The organism is Burkholderia sp. HI4860, from assembly GCF_002223045.2.
Lineage (GTDB): Bacteria > Pseudomonadota > Gammaproteobacteria > Burkholderiales > Burkholderiaceae > Burkholderia.
Genome location: NZ_NKFO02000003.1, coordinates 2,748,175 through 2,762,915, shown reverse-complemented (window position 1 = coordinate 2,762,915; position 14,741 = coordinate 2,748,175). Strand labels below are relative to the sequence as shown.

Sequence of the window (14,741 nt, the reverse complement as noted above, 5' to 3'; positions counted from 1 at the left end):
ACTGTAATGCGCGGTAACCCGGCCACCGCCCCGCGTAACACCGGCCGCAGCCTGCATCGCTAACCTGCGTCTTACCGGATGCGGCACCCGGTTTTCCCGGACCCGCATCGCCGGACCCTTTGGATACAAGGAGTTTCTGAAATGTATAAGAAGACTTCCCGCGTGGCCATCGCGGCCGCCACCGTGCTCGCTCTCGCATTCGGCACCGCGCATGCCGCGCAGCCCGACGACATGCCGCCTCCGGGCGGCCCCGGCATGCACCAGATGCACGGCGGGCATGAGGGCGGCCCGTTCGGCGCGATCATGAAACTGCACGACCAGCTGAAGCTCAATGCGTCGCAGGAGCAGCAATGGCAGGCGGCCGTCAACACGATGAAGCAGAACCGTGACGCGATGCGCAAGAGCCACGAGCAGATGCGCGACCAGTTCAAGGCGCAGCAGAACCAGCCGATCCTCGACCTGAGCGCGATGCACTCGGCACGCCAGCAGGCCGAGGCGCAGAACGCGCAACTGCGCGAGCAGACGTCCGCCGCGTGGCTCACGTTCTACAACGGGCTGAACGACCAGCAGAAGACGATGGTCAGCACGGCGCTCAAGCAGCAGTTCGCGAAGATGGAACAACGCCACGAGAAGATGAAGGAGCGTTGGGAGCTGCATCGCGCGGCCAAGGCCGCGTCGGCGCCGGCGCAGTAAGCGGGCGGGCCGCTCCGCGAAGCGGCATCGAAGGGGACGCGGGCACCGGCCCGCGTCCCCTTTTTGCGTTTCAGGCGACGTCGAACAGCAGCACCTCGGCCGCCCGGCCGCGCGCGAACGCCACCGCGTCCACGGCACCGATCCGCGCGCCGTCGCCCGCGGACAGCGCGTAGCCGTTCACCTCGACGTCGCCGCGCACCACGTGCACGTACGCGCGGCGTCCGGCCGGCACGTCGAACGCCGCCGCCTCGTCGCCGTCGATCAGCCCCGCGAAGATGCGGGCGTCCGCCCCGATCGGCAACGCACCGTCGCCACCGTCCGGTGCCGCGACGAGCCGCAACCGCCCGCGTTTCTCGTCATCGGCAAAGCGCGTCTGCCCGTAGCCGGGCCGGCCGCCCGCCCCGGCCGGCGCGAGCCAGATCCGCAGCAGGCGCAATGGCTCGTCACGCGACGCGTTGGTTTCGCTCAGCATGACGCCGGTGCCGGCACTCATGCGCTGCACGCCGCCCGCACGGACGATCGCCCCATTGCCGAGGCTGTCGCGATGCGCGAGCGCGCCGTCGAGCACGTAGGTGACGATTTCCGCGTCGCGGTACGGCCGCATCCCGTAGCCGCGGGTCGGCGCGATGCATTCCTCGTTCAGTTCGCGCAACGCGCCGAACGCTGTCGGCCCGCTCCGGCCGGACGCCCCGGGAAAGCTGTGAAGGAATTCGTGCCAGCCATGGCTGCGCTGGTCGCGATCGGCGGCGCGGCGGATCTGGAACATGGAACGGACACTCCGTGGGATGCAGGGTTCTGCCATGCCGTCACTGTATGAGTGTGCCAATCGCGCCACAATCCGCCGCCTGCGCACCGCATCGTTGCACTTGCGGATGCAATCGATGCAATGTCCCTCGTGAATGCAGCGATTATCGCAACAGCCGGATCAATGCGTCGAAGAATCGATCGGTCGGCCCGGATTGCCGGTTTCCGCGTATCGCGTTCGGGTAAAATACCGGCCTTTTGGCGTTCGCCGTTCCGGCGGCCGCCATTGCCAGAGCGCCGCTCGGCGATTTTTGGCCGTCTAGAATACGCCGCGGCGCCCGGTCCAACCGGCCGCGAGCGCTCCCGGAAAGTCAGCAACAGAAGGATGGAAATGAAGAAGGCCGCCCTGTGCGCCGCCCTCGCCCTCATGGCGGGCAGCGCCTTCGCGAAGGAGTGGAAGACCGTGCGGATCGGCGTCGACGCCAGCTACCCGCCGTTCGAGTCGACCGCGCCGAGCGGCGAGATCGTCGGTTTCGACGTCGACCTCACCAAGGAAATCTGCAAGCGAATCAACGTGAAATGCGTGTGGGTGGCGCAGGATCTCGACGGGATCATCCCGGCGCTGAAGGCGAAGAAGTACGACGTCATCGTGTCGTCGCTGACCGTCACGGACAAGCGCCGCGAACAGATCGACTTCTCCGACAAGGTCTATGACGCACCGGCGCGGATGATCGCGAAGACCGGCTCGCCGCTGCTGCCGACGGTCGCGTCGCTGAAGGGCAAGCGCGTGGGCGTCGAGCAGGGCTCGACGCAGGAAACCTACGCGAAGGCGTACTGGGAGCCGCAGGGCGTGACGATCATTCCTTACCAGAACCAGGACCAGGTCTATGCCGATCTCGGCTCGGGCCGTCTCGACGCGACGCTGCAGGACGAGTTGCAGGCCGACTACGGCTTCCTGCGCACGCCGCGCGGCAAGGGTTTCGCGTTTGCCGGGCCGGAAGTGAAGGATCCGAAGACGATCGGCGACGGCACCGCGATCGGCCTGCGCAAGGAAGATACGGACCTGAAGCTCAAGATCAACAAGGCGCTGGCCGACATGCACAAGGACGGCACGTACGACCGGCTGTCGCACAAGTATTTCGCGTTCAGCGTCTATTCGGCTTCGGCCCGCTGAGTAACGAAAAGAAGAGACGACGGATGCGGGGCCGCCCCGCATCCGGGCAGTACAGGCAGTCAACCACGCGCCGCCCGCCCCTGCCCGCCGCTCCCGCGACGGGCGGCCCGGCACCGCTGCCGGGGCGGACGGTCATGATACGCACGGGGCGTTCCGCGCAGCTTGGGCGGAACGCGTCTTTCGCGGCGCACCGCGTGCGCCCTAAGGGACCACACCAGGGACCACTCAATGTTTCTACAAGGTTACGGCCCGCTGATCCTCGCTGGCACCTGGCAAACCGTCAAACTGGCGGTGCTTTCGCTTGCGCTGTCGTTCCTGCTGGGCCTGCTCGGCGCGGGCGCGAAGCTGTCGCGCAACCGCTTCACGAACGGCGTCGGCACCGTCTACACGACGCTGATCCGCGGCGTGCCCGACCTCGTGCTGATGCTGCTGCTGTTCTATAGCCTGCAGATCTGGCTGAACATGGCGACCGACGCGCTCGGCTGGGACCAGATCGACATCGACCCGTTCCTCGCCGGCGTGCTCGTGCTCGGCTTCATCTACGGCGCGTACTTCACCGAGACGTTCCGCGGCGCGTTCCTGTCGGTGCCGCGCGGCCAGCTCGAGGCCGGCAGCGCTTACGGGATGACGAACTGGCAGGTGTTCACGCGAATCATGTTCCCGCAGATGATGCGCTTCGCGCTGCCCGGCATCGGCAACAACTGGCAGGTGCTCGTGAAGTCGACCGCGCTCGTGTCGATCATCGGCCTCGCCGACGTCGTGAAGGCGTCGCAGGACGCCGGCAAGGGCACGCTGCGGTTCTTCTTCTTCACGCTGATCGCGGGTGCCGTCTACCTCGCGATCACGACGATCTCGAACTTCGTGCTGATGTGGCTCGAAAAGCGCTACTCGACCGGCGTCCGCAAGGCTGACCTATGATCGAACTCATCCAAGAATACTGGCGCAACTATCTCTACACCGACGGCTATCGCATCACCGGTGTCGCGATTACGTTGTGGCTGCTGGTCGTGTCGATCGGCCTCGGCTTCTGCCTGTCGATACCGCTCGCGGTCGCGCGCGTGTCGAAGAAGAAGTGGCTGTCGGGCGCCGTGTGGCTCTACACCTACGTGTTCCGCGGCACGCCGCTCTACGTGCAGCTGCTGCTCTGCTACACGGGCCTCTACAGCCTGCAGGCCGTGCGCGGCACGCCGATGCTCGACGCGTTCTTCCGCGACGGGATGCACTGCACGCTGCTCGCGTTCACGCTGAACACCTGCGCGTACACCACCGAAATCTTCGCGGGCGCGATCAAGGCGACGTCGTACGGCGAGATCGAAGCCGCCCGCGCGTACGGGATGTCGACGTTCACGATGTACCGCCGCGTGATCCTGCCGTCGGCGCTGCGCCGCGCGCTGCCGCTGTACAGCAACGAAGTGATCCTGATGCTGCACGCGACCACCGTCGCCTTCACCGCGACCGTGCCGGACATCCTGAAGATCGCCCGCGACGTCAACTCGGCGACCTACATGTCGTTCCATGCGTTCGGCATCGCCGCCCTGCTCTATCTCGCGATCTCGTTCACGCTCGTGTGGCTGTTCCGCCAGGCCGAGCGCCGCTGGCTCGCGTATCTGCGCCCGCAAGGCAAGTAAGTTTTCGCAGGACTATGATGAATTCCCAGACTCAGAAGCTTTTCGTCGACGATCTGCACAAGCGGTACGGCGACAACGAGGTGCTCAAGGGCGTGTCGCTGAAGGCGAACTCGGGCGACGTGATCAGCGTGATCGGCTCGTCCGGCTCCGGCAAGAGCACGATGCTCCGCTGCATCAACTTCCTCGAGCAGCCGAATGCGGGCCGCATCTTCGTCGACGGCGAGGAAGTGCGCACCGCGCTCGACAAGACGGGCGCGCTGCGCGCGGCCGATTCGAAGCAGCTGCAGCGCGTGCGCACCAAGCTATCGATGGTGTTCCAGCACTTCAACCTCTGGTCGCACATGAACGTGATCGAGAACGTGATGGAAGCGCCGGTGAACGTGCTCGGCATCCCGAAGAAGGAAGCCGAGGAGCGCGCACGCGAGTACCTCGAGAAAGTCGGCCTCGCGCCGCGCGTCGAGAAGCAGTATCCGTCGCACCTGTCGGGCGGCCAGCAGCAGCGCGTGGCGATAGCACGCGCGCTCGCGATGCATCCGGACGTGATGCTGTTCGACGAGCCGACGTCGGCGCTCGACCCGGAGCTGGTGGGCGAAGTGCTGAAGGTGATGCAGAAGCTCGCCGAGGAAGGCCGCACGATGATCGTCGTCACGCACGAGATGGGTTTCGCGCGCAACGTGTCGAACCACGTGATGTTCCTGCACCAGGGCCGCGTCGAGGAAGAAGGCGTGCCGTCCGAGGTGTTCGCCAACCCGAAGAGCGAACGCCTGCGCGGGTTCCTGTCGGGCAGCCTCAAGTAACGCACGCTGCATGAGCGGGCGCCCGCGGTTGGCCGCGCGGCGCCCGTTTTGCGTTTACGCGGCGCTCACCGGCGCGCTGTCGGCGAACGCACGCAGTTCGTCGCCGGCGAGCCGGTAGCGCACCCATTCGCTCTGCGGCGCCGCGCCGACGCTTTCGTAGAAGCGGATCGCCGGCTCGTTCCAGTCGAGCACGCTCCACTCGAAACGCCCGCAGCCCGACTCGACCGCGATCCGCGCGAGCGCCTTCAGGAGCCGCAGCCCGGCGCCCGCGCCGCGAAAGCGTGGCGACACGTACAGATCCTCGAGATACAGCCCCTGCCGGGCCAGCCACGTCGAATACGAGAAGAAATAGACAGCGAAGCCGGCCGGCTCGCCGTCGACCTCGCACATCAGCGCGCGCGCCGGCGATCCCTCGCCGAACAGGCTGCGCTCGAGCGACGCGGGCGTCGCGATCACTTCGTGTTCCGCCTTCTCGTAGATGGCCAGCTCGGTAATGAAACGCAGGATCTGCGGCACGTCGGCGACGGTGGCGGAACGGATGTCGATTTGCACGGGTTGAGCCCTCCTCCGGCCCTGGCTGGTAACGGGAAACGATGCCGCGCAGCCGCGCTGGCACCCATCAGAACGTCATGCTACGTTCATGCAACCCCTGCAGGAAGTGCAGTTTCTTCATCCGGACCTGAACATGATGCATCCCGATCTGCGCCGCCTCGACCTGAACCTGCTGCTCGTGTTCGATGCGCTGTACCGCCACCGGTCCGTCGCCGCAGCCGCGCACGAGCTCGCGTTGAGCCCGTCCGCATTGAGCCACGCGCTCGCGCGCCTGCGCGACACGATCGGCGACGCGCTGTTCGTGCGCCTCGGCAACGAGATGCAGCCGACCGTGCGCGCCGACGACATCGCCACCTGGGCCGGCGACGCCCTCGACACGATGTCGAAGGGGCTCGCCCGCGCACGCCGCTTCGATCCCGCGCAAAGCGACCGCACGTTCGTGTTCGCGGCGACCGACTACACGGCATTCGCCGTGCTGCCGGCGTTTCTCGCCCGCATCCAGCATGTCGCGCCGCAATTGCGGATCCGCGTCGTGCATTCCGACCGGAAGATCTCCGTCGACGAACTCGCGGCCGGCCGCATCGATTTCGCGCTCGGCTACCACGAGGAATCGGCGGCCGACGCGCCGGGCATCGAGGATTTCGACTGGTTCTCCGACGACTACGTCGTGATCGCGAGCGCCACGCATCCGGAGATTCGCCGGCGGCTGACGCTCGACCAGTACCTCGCGGCACGCCACGTGGTCGTCACGCCGTGGAACGAGTCGCGCGGCGTCGTCGACCATGTGCTCGACCGGCTCGGCCTCGCGCGGCAGGTCGCCGTGCAGTTGCCGACGGTGCTGGCCGCGCCGTTCGTGATCGCGGAATCGGCGCTGCTGATGACCGTGCCCAATCGCGCCGCGCAGGCGCTGCGGCACGCAGCGCCGATCCGCCTCTTTCCGGCGCCGTTCGAGATCCCGCGCTACACCGTGAAGGTCTATTCGCACGCAAAGCATGCGCGCACCGATGCGCACCGCTGGATTCGCGCGCAGTTGCTCGGCGCGCGGCCCGCCGCTGCCTGACCAAGGTATGTCGGTACACCGCGCTGCGCGTTGCCGGACAAGCGTTTCAGGCAATCGCCGGCCCTGTCCGGCAGCCGCCCATTCATTACGAAATACTTACCAGTTTCTCGTCGTTGACGCTTACGCCTGCGCCCCCGCAGCGTCAATAGTGGCAATCCTTGACCCCCGTTTGCAAAACTCGTGTCTCCCTTGTGGGACAAGGGTTTTCCGTTAATTGCAAACCCTTGGCACCCCCGTTGCCCACCGTGTTGCATGGCAATTTGGCGACACGTGTTAGTCAAACAACGATTTCCATCGCCACAAAATTGTATTTTTGCTAAATTAGTAACCAAAGTAGCAAAACGAAGTTCGTGAAATGTAGTTTAGCTTCACGACACTACAAGGAGACCCCGCAGGCCGACCCGGCTGCGCGGGAACGCTCAACGGTTTTCCGTCCGCTTGCCCGCGTGCCGCGCTTACCGGCCCTGCACGAGGTCTCCCTGGTTATCCCGCTTTTGCCCGGCGCTCGCGCTCCGGGCATCTCGTGCAGTCTGGGTTGACTTTTTGACAGGGTATGGAGGAGATGATGAAGAAAGCTTTGGTCGCGGCCGCGCTGATGGCTGCTGGGGTGGTGACGGCGCACGCGCAGAGCAGCGTCACGCTGTATGGCCGCCTGGATGCCGGCATCGAGTACCTGAACGGCCTGCAAAACGGCCACCAAGTGCGCGCGGAAAGCGGCGACTGGGGCACCAGCCTCTGGGGCTTGAAGGGCACCGAGGACATCGGTGGCGGCAACAAGGTCCTGTTCCACCTCGAAGGCGCGTTCAACACGATGACGGGCGGCTTCAGCGGCTCGATCTGGGATCGTTTCGCGACCGTCGGTATCTCGAACGACCGCTACGGTACGCTGCTGTTGGGTCGCGAGCTCGCGATCGCCAACGGCGTGTGGGACTTCGACCCGTTCGGCCAGTCGGCCTGGTCGACGGCCTCGCTGGTGCGCGGCCGCAACTGGAACAAGACCAGCAACAACGTGTCGTACCAGTCGCCGTCGCTCTACGGCCTCGACTTCTACGGCCAGTTCTCGTTCTCGAACTCGACCAGCTTCAACGGCAACACGACGGCCGGCCAACCGGGCCGTGCAATGGGCGGTCAGGTCACCTACACGAACTCGCTGTTCCAGTTGCGCGGCATCTACGACGAAACCCGCGACAGCAACGGCCGCTTCTCGGACGTGTTCAACTACTCGCGTGAATACTTCGCGGGCGTGAACGTGTTCCTCGGTCAGTTCAAGGTGCAAGCGGCCTACCAGGCATCGCGCGCGGACGGCAGCGGCGGCCCGGCAGTGAACGCCGGCGTGACGGGCACCCAGCAGGTCTGGGGCGGCGTGACGTGGCAGGCAACGCCGGCAGCGGCGCTGATCGCGGCCGTGTATCACGTGAACGCGAACCACGGCGGCGGCAACGCGAACATCTACACGATCGGCGGTTCGTACAACATCTCGAAGCGCACGCTGTTCGACCTGCAGGCCGCGACGGTGCGCAACAGCTCGTCGGCCAACTTCGGTCTGAACGCGAACGGTGCAGGCACCGCCGTGTCGACCGGCAACCCGCATCCGGGCGGCAGCCAGACCGGCGTCTACGCCGGTATCCAGCACCTGTTCTGATCAGGCGCCGTTCTCAAAGAATCGATTCAACGACGTTTTCCACGCTGCTGCGAGAGGCGCGTATCGGTGCGGTACCCAACCGGGTATCCGCACCGTTTTTTCTTGGGCGACGGGTTCTTGCGACCCGTGGCCCGATCGGCCGAAGCGGCCGGGAAGCGATCAAATGGCGCGGACGCGGCGCTCAGACGGCCGCTTCGTTCTCTTCGCCGGTGCGGATGCGGATCACGCGCTCGACGTCCGACACGAAGATCTTGCCGTCGCCGATCTTGCCGGTGCGGGCCGCGCCGATCACCGCGTCGATCACCTGGTCGACCTGCGCTTCCGCGACGACCACCTCGATTTTCATCTTCGGCAGGAAGTCGACGACGTATTCGGCGCCGCGATACAGCTCGGTATGGCCCTTCTGGCGGCCGAAGCCCTTCACTTCCGTCACGGTCAGGCCCGTGAGACCTACTTCGGCGAGCGCTTCGCGGACTTCGTCCAGCTTGAACGGCTTGATGATGGCAGTGATGCGTTTCATGGTGGTTGTCCCCCAATGCTCGTTTGGATGCAAAATCGCGACCCCGATTGTAAGCCTGCGGGCCGCACGCGGCCCAGCACCGCTCAATCGAGACGTTCGGTAAACCGTGACGTGATCGGGTAGCGCCAGTCGCGCCCGAACGCGCGATGCGTGACGCGAATGCCGATCGGCGCCTGGCGGCGCTTGTATTCGTTGATCTTGATGAGCCGCGTCACGCGTTCGACGTCGGCCTGCGCATAACCGGCCGCGACGATCTCGGCGAGCGGCCGGTCCTCTTCCATGTACATCCGCATGATCGCGTCGAGCACGTCGTACGGCGGCAGGCTGTCCTGATCGGTCTGGTTCTCGCGCAGCTCGGCCGACGGCGCGCGCGTGAGGATCCGCTCGGGGATCACGTCGCGCAGCGGGTAGTCGGCCGTTTCGTTGCGATAGCGGCACAGCCGGTACACGAGCGTCTTCGCGATGTCCTTGATCACCGCGAACCCGCCGGCCATGTCGCCGTACAGCGTGCAGTAGCCGACCGCCATCTCGCTCTTGTTGCCGGTCGTCAGCACGATCGAGCCGAACTTGTTCGACAGTGCCATCAGCAACGTACCGCGAATGCGCGCCTGGATGTTCTCCTCCGTCGCGTCTTCCGCGCGGCCCGCGAACTCGCCCGCGAGCGATGCGCGGAACGCATCGAACATCGGCGCGATCGCGATCTCGTCGTAGCGCACGCCGACGCGCCGCGCCATCTCCGCCGCATCGGTGGTCGAGATGTCGGCCGTGAAGCGCGACGGCATCATCACCGCGCGCACGCGCTCGGGCCCGAGCGCATCGCAGGCGACGGCCAGCACCAGCGCCGAATCGACGCCGCCCGACAGCCCGATCAGCACGCCCGGAAACCCGTTCTTGCCGATGTAGTCGCGCACGCCGAGCACGAGCGCGCGATACACCTGCGCGTGCGTCGACAGCTCGGGCGCGATCGCGCCCGGCAACGGCCGCGCGCCGTCGAATTCGACGATCGCGTGCCCTTCGACGAACTGCGGCATCTTCGCGACGAGCGCGCCCTGCGCGTCGAGCACGAACGAGCCGCCGTCGAACACGAGCTCGTCCTGGCCGCCGACGAGATTCACGTACACCATCGGCAGCCCGGTTTCGCGGATCCGCGCGCGCAGGATGTCGATGCGCACCGCTTCCTTGTTCATGTGGTACGGCGAGCCGTTCGGGATCAGCAGCACCTGCGCGCCCGCCGCCTTCGCGATCTGCGCGGCCGACGCGTGCCACGCATCCTCGCAGATGATCACGCCGTATTTCACGCCGTTCAGCTCGAACACGAGCGGCTCGGCGTCGGTCGCGAAATAGCGCTTTTCGTCGAACACCTCGGCGTTCGGCAGATCCTGCTTGCGGTAGGTGCCGACGATCTCGCCGCCGACGATCAGGGAAACCGCGTTGTAGGTATCGGTGGGCGGCACGCCGCGCTCGATCGGGCGGTTTGCATTACCATCGACGGCTGACGCATGCGCGCCTTTGCCCGCGCCGCGCAGCGGATGGCCGACCAGCACCGCGAGCCCGTCGAATGCCTTCAGCGCGTCGGCGAGCGCGTCGAGTGCCGCAGCCGCCGCCGCGTAGAACGCGGGCCGCAGCAGCAGGTCTTCCGGCGGATAGCCGGACAGCGCGAGTTCCGGCGCGACCATCAGCTGCGCACCATCGTTGTGCGCGGCGCGGGCGGCCGCGACGATTCGCGCGACGTTGCCGGCGAAGTCGCCGACGGTGACGTTGATCTGGGCGAGAGCGAGTCGGGTCTTCATGGCGGGATCGGCGCAGCCCGGCGGCGCGCCCTGAACGGCTGACGAAATCGTCCCGGTGCAGGCCATGCAGGCCCGCGCATCCGGCGACACAGAACGGTACGGATTCACGCTTGAAACACGAACGCATCGATTATCGCACGGGCATCCTGTCGTCCCCGGCGGAGGTGCCGGCCGCAGAATGGAACGCGCTGCTCGCCCGCGACGCGCAGCCGACGCCCTTCCTGCGCCACGAATTCCTCGACGCGCTGCACGTCGCGCGCTGCGCGGTCGACGATACCGGCTGGTCGCCGCACTTCGTCACGCTGACCGACGAGCGCACCGGCCGCCTCGCGGCCGCCGCGCCCGTCTACGCGAAACAGCATTCGTACGGCGAATACGTGTTCGACTGGGCCTGGGCCGATGCGTATCAGCGCAACGACCTGCCCTACTACCCGAAGCTGCTGTGCGCGGTGCCGTTCACGCCCGTGCAGGGCACGCGCCTGCTCGCGGCCGACGACGACGCGCGCCGCCGACTCGCGGCCACGCTGCTCGCGTTCGCCGAGCAGAGCGACGTGTCGTCGCTGCACGTGCTGTTCCCGACCGGCGACGAAGCGGCGCTGCTCGAATCGATGGGGATGATGCTGCGCGAAGGCGTGCAGTTCCACTGGATCAACGACGGCTACCGCCACTTCGACGATTTCCTCGGCACGCTCGAGCAGAAGAAGCGCAAGAACATCCGCGCGGAGCGGCGCAAGGTGCACGACGCGGGCGTGACGTTCCGGCGGCTCACCGGCGACCAGATCACCGACGCCGACTGGCGCTTCTTCTCGCGCTGCTATCGGCAGACCTATCGCGAACACTATTCGAGCCCGTACCTGAATCTCGACTTCTTCCGCACGATCGGCGCAACGATGCCCGAGAACCTGCTGCTCGTGATCGCGGAAGCCGACGGTCGGCCGATCGCGAGTGCGCTCGCCGTCTACCGGCGCGGCGAAAACGGCGGCGGCACGCTGTATGGCCGCTATTGGGGCGCGCTCGAACACGTGCCCTGCCTGCATTTCGAAACGGCCTACTACCAGTTGCTCGAATTCTGCATCGAGGCCGGACTCGATACGTTCGAAGGCGGCGCACAGGGCGAACACAAGCTCGCGCGCGGCTTCCTGCCGACCGTCACGCACTCCGCGCACTGGCTCGCGCACCCGGCGTTCTCGGACGCGGTCGCACGCTTTCTCGAACGCGAGACCGAGCATATCCACGCATACGTCGACGAACTGCGCGAACACGATCCGTTCCGGCGCAGCGGCGCGTAACGTCATCAAGGGCCCGGCATGCGACGAAGTCACGGCCGGCTTCGCCGCATGCCGCACGGCGCCTTCGGCCCGGTGCGCGACGCGCGTCACCGTCGTCGGCCACGCCTCGATCGCCCACGCGGACGCAATCGCCGAACGGGGGAACAGCGAAGTTTTCATTGATCCGACTGAATCGATCTGTTGTACTTGTCATCCCACTCCAGCGTCCCAGTTCAAAAAAATCGACCGGTCACCATGCTTGACCGGCAGGAGCGGTACCTGACCTCTCGCAGCGGGGGCAACCCGAAGGTCATGGAGAGAGACATGGAGTTACGACAGAAATCGGTATCCGTCCGGGTCTACCGACAGGCGCTCGACGACATGCGCCGCAACGGCTTCGACGTCGCGCCGCTGTATGCGACGCTCGGCATCGGCGCGGCCGATCTCGCCGACGACGCGCGGCGCATCCCCGGCGATCGGCACGTCGCCGCGATGCGGCTGATGAGCGACTGGCCGTTGTCCTGGCATCGGCCGCCGCCACAGGTCGTGCCGTGGCTCGCGCCGTTCCCCGAGCTCGCGGGCATCACCTGCAACGCCGCGACGCTGCGCGACGCGCTGCACGGCTACCTGCGCTACCGCGAACTGATCGGCAACGTCGACTGGCTTTTCGCGCATGAAACCGGCGACGCGATCGCACTCGAGTACGTGAACGAGGGTGACGGCCGGGCCGCCAGCAGCGCGTTCGCGAATTTCGCGATCCTCGTCGCGCTCGCGCGCCTGTACGATCCGCACGTGCGGATCGACGAAGCCGCGTTCGCGGGCCGCGCGTTCGCGCCGACGGCCGCGCTGCGCGACCTCCTCGGCGCGACGGTGTCGTTCGATGCCGCATGCAACCGCGTCGTGCTGCGCTCCGCGCGCTTCGACACGCCGTTCGAGTGCTACAACGCGCCGCTCGCGGACATCCAGCGTCATGCGGCCGACGCCGCGCGCGAGCGCGTGCGCGCCCGCTCGACGTTCGGCGCGTCGGTCGAGCAATGCGTGCGCGACTGGCTGCGCACGTCCGACGACGCCGACGTGCCGTCCGACACACTGATGGAGCACGTCTGCACGCGCTTCGCGATGTCGCGCTGGACACTGCGCCGGCGGCTGCACCGCGAAGCGGTCGGGTTTCATGCGCTCGTCGCGCAGGCGCGGCTCGGTGAAGCGCGCGACCTGCTGCTGAATACGCAACTGCCGATCGGGGAGATCGGCGCACGGGTCGGCTTCCGTTCGACGAGCGCGTTCACGCGCTTCTTCACGCGCGAACTCGGCGCGGCGCCGAGCCGCTTTCGCGACGGGCACGGCGAGCGGTGGCGTTGACGGGCGCTTTTTCTGAGACACTGGCGGCTTCGCATCCTGCCGCCCTGCCATGTCCTGGTTTCTGTATCTGATCGAATGCGCCGACGACAGCGTCTATACGGGCATCACGACCGACGTGGCCGCGCGCTTCGACGAGCACGCATCCGGCAAGGGCGCGCGCTATACGCGCTCGCGCAAGCCGCGTGCGGTGCTCGCGTCGTTTCCACTGCCCGACCGGTCGAGCGCGTCGCGCGCCGAGTACTGGGTGAAGCAGCTCACGGCGGCGCAGAAGCGGGAGCTGGCGGCCGGGTTGCGAACGCTGGAGTCGGTGCTGCCGGCCGTCGTGGCTGTCGACGCGAGCGGTGATACGGCCGGGTTGAAGGCCGGTGCGCGCGGGCGGAAGCAGGCGAAGAACGTCGATCGTGCGGAACAGTCGGTCAAGACGGGCAAAAGCCCGAAGAAGCCCGGAAAGGCCGGGAAAGCCGAAAAGGTCGACAAGCCTGCAGAAGCCAAAGCCCCCAAGGCTCCCACGGCGACAAAAGCCGCCCCGGTCGCAAAGCGCAAGAAGCCCGAAAGCGATGGGGTCGCAAAAAAGACTTCGTCGCGCGACACACCGGTAAAAAAGGACAAGCCGGCCGCACCCGCTTCGTCGAAAGCAAAGGCGCCTGCAGCCAGCGGCAAACTCAGCACGAACGGACGCGAAGATGCCGCCGCATCGGGTCGCCGCCGCGCGGCCGCTGCCCAAGCCGCCGAAGCGCCGGCGGCTCCCGCTACCGCTCGCCGCGCGAAGCGCGCGAAGGACGCGCCGTCCACCGCCCCGTCGCCTGCGGCCGTACCCGCCGTCGTACGCAAACGCCCCCAACGCACAAAGCAAAACCGCGCGGCCTCCTGAGGAGACACGCGCGGTTGGCGTTTCGCACGAACCGGCCGTCGGCCGGTACGCCGCTTACTTCTTGTAGTTCGCTGCGCCGTCGGTGATTTCCTTGTGCGCGGCTTCGATGCCGGCCCAGCCTTCGACCTTCACCCACTTGCCCTTCTCGAGCGCCTTGTATTGCTCGAAGAAATGCTTGATCTGGTCCTTCAGGTACTCGGGCACGTCGTCGATCGACTTCAGGTTTGCCGTCATCGGGCAGATCTTGTCGTGCGGCACGGCGACCAGCTTCGCGTCGACGCCCGACTCGTCGGTCATCTGCAGCATGCCGAGCACGCGCGAGCGCACGATCGAGCCTGCCAGCAGCGGGAACGGCGTGATCACGAGCACGTCGACCGGATCGCCGTCGCCCGACAGCGTCTGCGGGATGTAGCCGTAGTTCACCGGATAGCGCATGCCCGTGCCGATGAAGCGGTCGACGACGAGAAGGCCCAGTTCCTTGTCCGCCTCGTACTTCACCGGATCGCTTTGCGCGGGAATCTCGATGATCACGTTGAAATCTTGCGGCAGGTCCTTGCCGGCCGGAACATGATTGAAGCTCATGAGCACTCTCTGTAGGTCGATGGGAATTCGGGACAGGGCGCCGCGGCCGATGCATCGCCGC

15 protein-coding genes are annotated in these 14,741 nt (G+C 66.5%); 10 read left to right on the top strand and 5 right to left on the bottom strand.

Going from position 1 to position 14,741, the window contains the following annotated elements; genetic code table 11:
* Positions 1–141: 141 nt before the first annotated feature.
* Positions 142–693: a periplasmic heavy metal sensor gene (locus CFB34_RS28115; RefSeq protein ID WP_089440774.1), complete on the top strand. Its 552-nt coding sequence runs from the start codon at positions 142–144 to the stop codon at positions 691–693.
* A gap of 70 nt (positions 694–763) precedes the next feature.
* On the opposite strand, the gene CFB34_RS28110 is transcribed toward CFB34_RS28115, so the two are convergent.
* A complete protein-coding gene (locus tag CFB34_RS28110) occupies positions 764–1,459 on the bottom strand; it encodes a pirin family protein (protein ID WP_089440775.1) in 696 nt (231 codons plus the stop codon).
* A gap of 369 nt (positions 1,460–1,828) precedes the next feature.
* On the opposite strand from CFB34_RS28110, the gene CFB34_RS28105 reads away from it, so the two are divergent.
* The 4 genes from CFB34_RS28105 to CFB34_RS28090 all read left to right on the top strand — a co-directional run bounded on the left by CFB34_RS28105 (position 1,829) and on the right by CFB34_RS28090 (position 5,036).
* Positions 1,829–2,611: an ABC transporter substrate-binding protein gene (locus CFB34_RS28105; RefSeq protein WP_143329468.1), complete on the top strand. Its 783-nt coding sequence runs from the start codon at positions 1,829–1,831 to the stop codon at positions 2,609–2,611.
* A 228-nt stretch (positions 2,612–2,839) separates the two neighbouring features.
* Entirely contained in the window at positions 2,840–3,529 is a 690-nt protein-coding gene (gene hisQ / locus CFB34_RS28100) for a histidine ABC transporter permease HisQ (RefSeq protein WP_021158491.1), read from the top strand.
* Entirely contained in the window at positions 3,526–4,239 is a 714-nt protein-coding gene (locus CFB34_RS28095; protein WP_039368534.1) for an ABC transporter permease, read from the top strand. Before hisQ ends, CFB34_RS28095 begins: the two co-directional genes overlap by 4 nt.
* A gap of 17 nt (positions 4,240–4,256) precedes the next feature.
* Entirely contained in the window at positions 4,257–5,036 is a 780-nt protein-coding gene (locus CFB34_RS28090; protein WP_039368539.1) for an ABC transporter ATP-binding protein, read from the top strand.
* A gap of 54 nt (positions 5,037–5,090) precedes the next feature.
* Here CFB34_RS28090 and CFB34_RS28085 read toward each other — a convergent pair whose 3' ends face one another.
* Positions 5,091–5,588, bottom strand: a complete 498-nt coding sequence (locus CFB34_RS28085; protein ID WP_011352855.1) for a GNAT family N-acetyltransferase — start codon at positions 5,586–5,588, stop codon at positions 5,091–5,093.
* A 133-nt stretch (positions 5,589–5,721) separates the two neighbouring features.
* Here CFB34_RS28085 and CFB34_RS28080 point away from each other — a divergent pair, with 133 nt between their 5' ends.
* Together CFB34_RS28080 and CFB34_RS28075 are read left to right on the top strand one after the other, a co-directional pair.
* A complete protein-coding gene (locus tag CFB34_RS28080; protein WP_089441315.1) occupies positions 5,722–6,648 on the top strand; it encodes a LysR family transcriptional regulator in 927 nt (308 codons plus the stop codon).
* Positions 6,649–7,210: 562 nt separating this feature from the next.
* A complete protein-coding gene (locus tag CFB34_RS28075) occupies positions 7,211–8,290 on the top strand; it encodes a porin (protein ID WP_071334967.1) in 1,080 nt (359 codons plus the stop codon).
* Between the two features lie 181 nt (positions 8,291–8,471).
* Here the strand turns inward: CFB34_RS28075 and CFB34_RS28070 are convergent, their stop codons facing one another.
* Both CFB34_RS28070 and CFB34_RS28065 read right to left on the bottom strand, forming a co-directional pair.
* Positions 8,472–8,810 (bottom strand): P-II family nitrogen regulator, encoded by a 339-nt coding sequence (locus CFB34_RS28070; protein WP_006398637.1) that lies wholly within the window; start codon positions 8,808–8,810, stop codon positions 8,472–8,474.
* Between the two features lie 83 nt (positions 8,811–8,893).
* Positions 8,894–10,600 carry an NAD+ synthase gene (locus CFB34_RS28065; RefSeq protein WP_089441316.1) on the bottom strand — a complete coding sequence of 569 codons (1,707 nt, stop codon included), beginning with the start codon at positions 10,598–10,600 and terminating at the stop codon, positions 8,894–8,896.
* Positions 10,601–10,710: 110 nt separating this feature from the next.
* Here CFB34_RS28065 and CFB34_RS28060 point away from each other — a divergent pair, with 110 nt between their 5' ends.
* The 3 genes from CFB34_RS28060 (at position 10,711) to CFB34_RS28050 (ending at position 14,098) form a co-directional block, all read left to right on the top strand.
* Positions 10,711–11,889, top strand: coding sequence for a GNAT family N-acetyltransferase (locus CFB34_RS28060; RefSeq protein ID WP_089440777.1), 1,179 nt, complete (start codon positions 10,711–10,713; stop codon positions 11,887–11,889).
* Between the two features lie 303 nt (positions 11,890–12,192).
* Positions 12,193–13,227, top strand: coding sequence for an AraC family transcriptional regulator (locus CFB34_RS28055; RefSeq protein ID WP_089440778.1), 1,035 nt, complete (start codon positions 12,193–12,195; stop codon positions 13,225–13,227).
* 49 nt (positions 13,228–13,276) lie between these two features.
* Complete coding sequence (locus tag CFB34_RS28050; RefSeq protein WP_089440779.1) at positions 13,277–14,098, top strand: GIY-YIG nuclease family protein; 822 nt, start codon at positions 13,277–13,279, stop codon at positions 14,096–14,098.
* Positions 14,099–14,152: 54 nt separating this feature from the next.
* Here the strand turns inward: CFB34_RS28050 and ppa are convergent, their stop codons facing one another.
* Complete coding sequence (ppa, locus tag CFB34_RS28045) at positions 14,153–14,680, bottom strand: inorganic diphosphatase (protein WP_034178734.1); 528 nt, start codon at positions 14,678–14,680, stop codon at positions 14,153–14,155.
* Positions 14,681–14,741 lie beyond the last annotated feature (61 nt).

Excerpts from the sequence above, each read along its gene's own strand:
- CFB34_RS28115 (WP_089440774.1), top strand. The coding sequence starts at position 142 with ATGTATAAGAAGACTTCCCGCGTGGCCATCGCGGCCGCCACCGTGCTC.
- CFB34_RS28110 (WP_089440775.1), bottom strand. The coding sequence starts at position 1,459 with ATGTTCCAGATCCGCCGCGCCGCCGATCGCGACCAGCGCAGCCATGGC.
- CFB34_RS28105 (WP_143329468.1), top strand. The coding sequence starts at position 1,829 with ATGAAGAAGGCCGCCCTGTGCGCCGCCCTCGCCCTCATGGCGGGCAGC.
- hisQ (WP_021158491.1), top strand. The coding sequence starts at position 2,840 with ATGTTTCTACAAGGTTACGGCCCGCTGATCCTCGCTGGCACCTGGCAA.
- CFB34_RS28095 (WP_039368534.1), top strand. The coding sequence starts at position 3,526 with ATGATCGAACTCATCCAAGAATACTGGCGCAACTATCTCTACACCGAC.
- CFB34_RS28090 (WP_039368539.1), top strand. The coding sequence starts at position 4,257 with ATGAATTCCCAGACTCAGAAGCTTTTCGTCGACGATCTGCACAAGCGG.
- CFB34_RS28080 (WP_089441315.1), top strand. The coding sequence starts at position 5,722 with ATGATGCATCCCGATCTGCGCCGCCTCGACCTGAACCTGCTGCTCGTG.
- CFB34_RS28075 (WP_071334967.1), top strand. The coding sequence starts at position 7,211 with ATGATGAAGAAAGCTTTGGTCGCGGCCGCGCTGATGGCTGCTGGGGTG.
- CFB34_RS28070 (WP_006398637.1), bottom strand. The coding sequence starts at position 8,810 with ATGAAACGCATCACTGCCATCATCAAGCCGTTCAAGCTGGACGAAGTC.
- CFB34_RS28065 (WP_089441316.1), bottom strand. The coding sequence starts at position 10,600 with ATGAAGACCCGACTCGCTCTCGCCCAGATCAACGTCACCGTCGGCGAC.
- CFB34_RS28055 (WP_089440778.1), top strand. The coding sequence starts at position 12,193 with ATGGAGTTACGACAGAAATCGGTATCCGTCCGGGTCTACCGACAGGCG.
- CFB34_RS28050 (WP_089440779.1), top strand. The coding sequence starts at position 13,277 with ATGTCCTGGTTTCTGTATCTGATCGAATGCGCCGACGACAGCGTCTAT.
- ppa (WP_034178734.1), bottom strand. The coding sequence starts at position 14,680 with ATGAGCTTCAATCATGTTCCGGCCGGCAAGGACCTGCCGCAAGATTTC.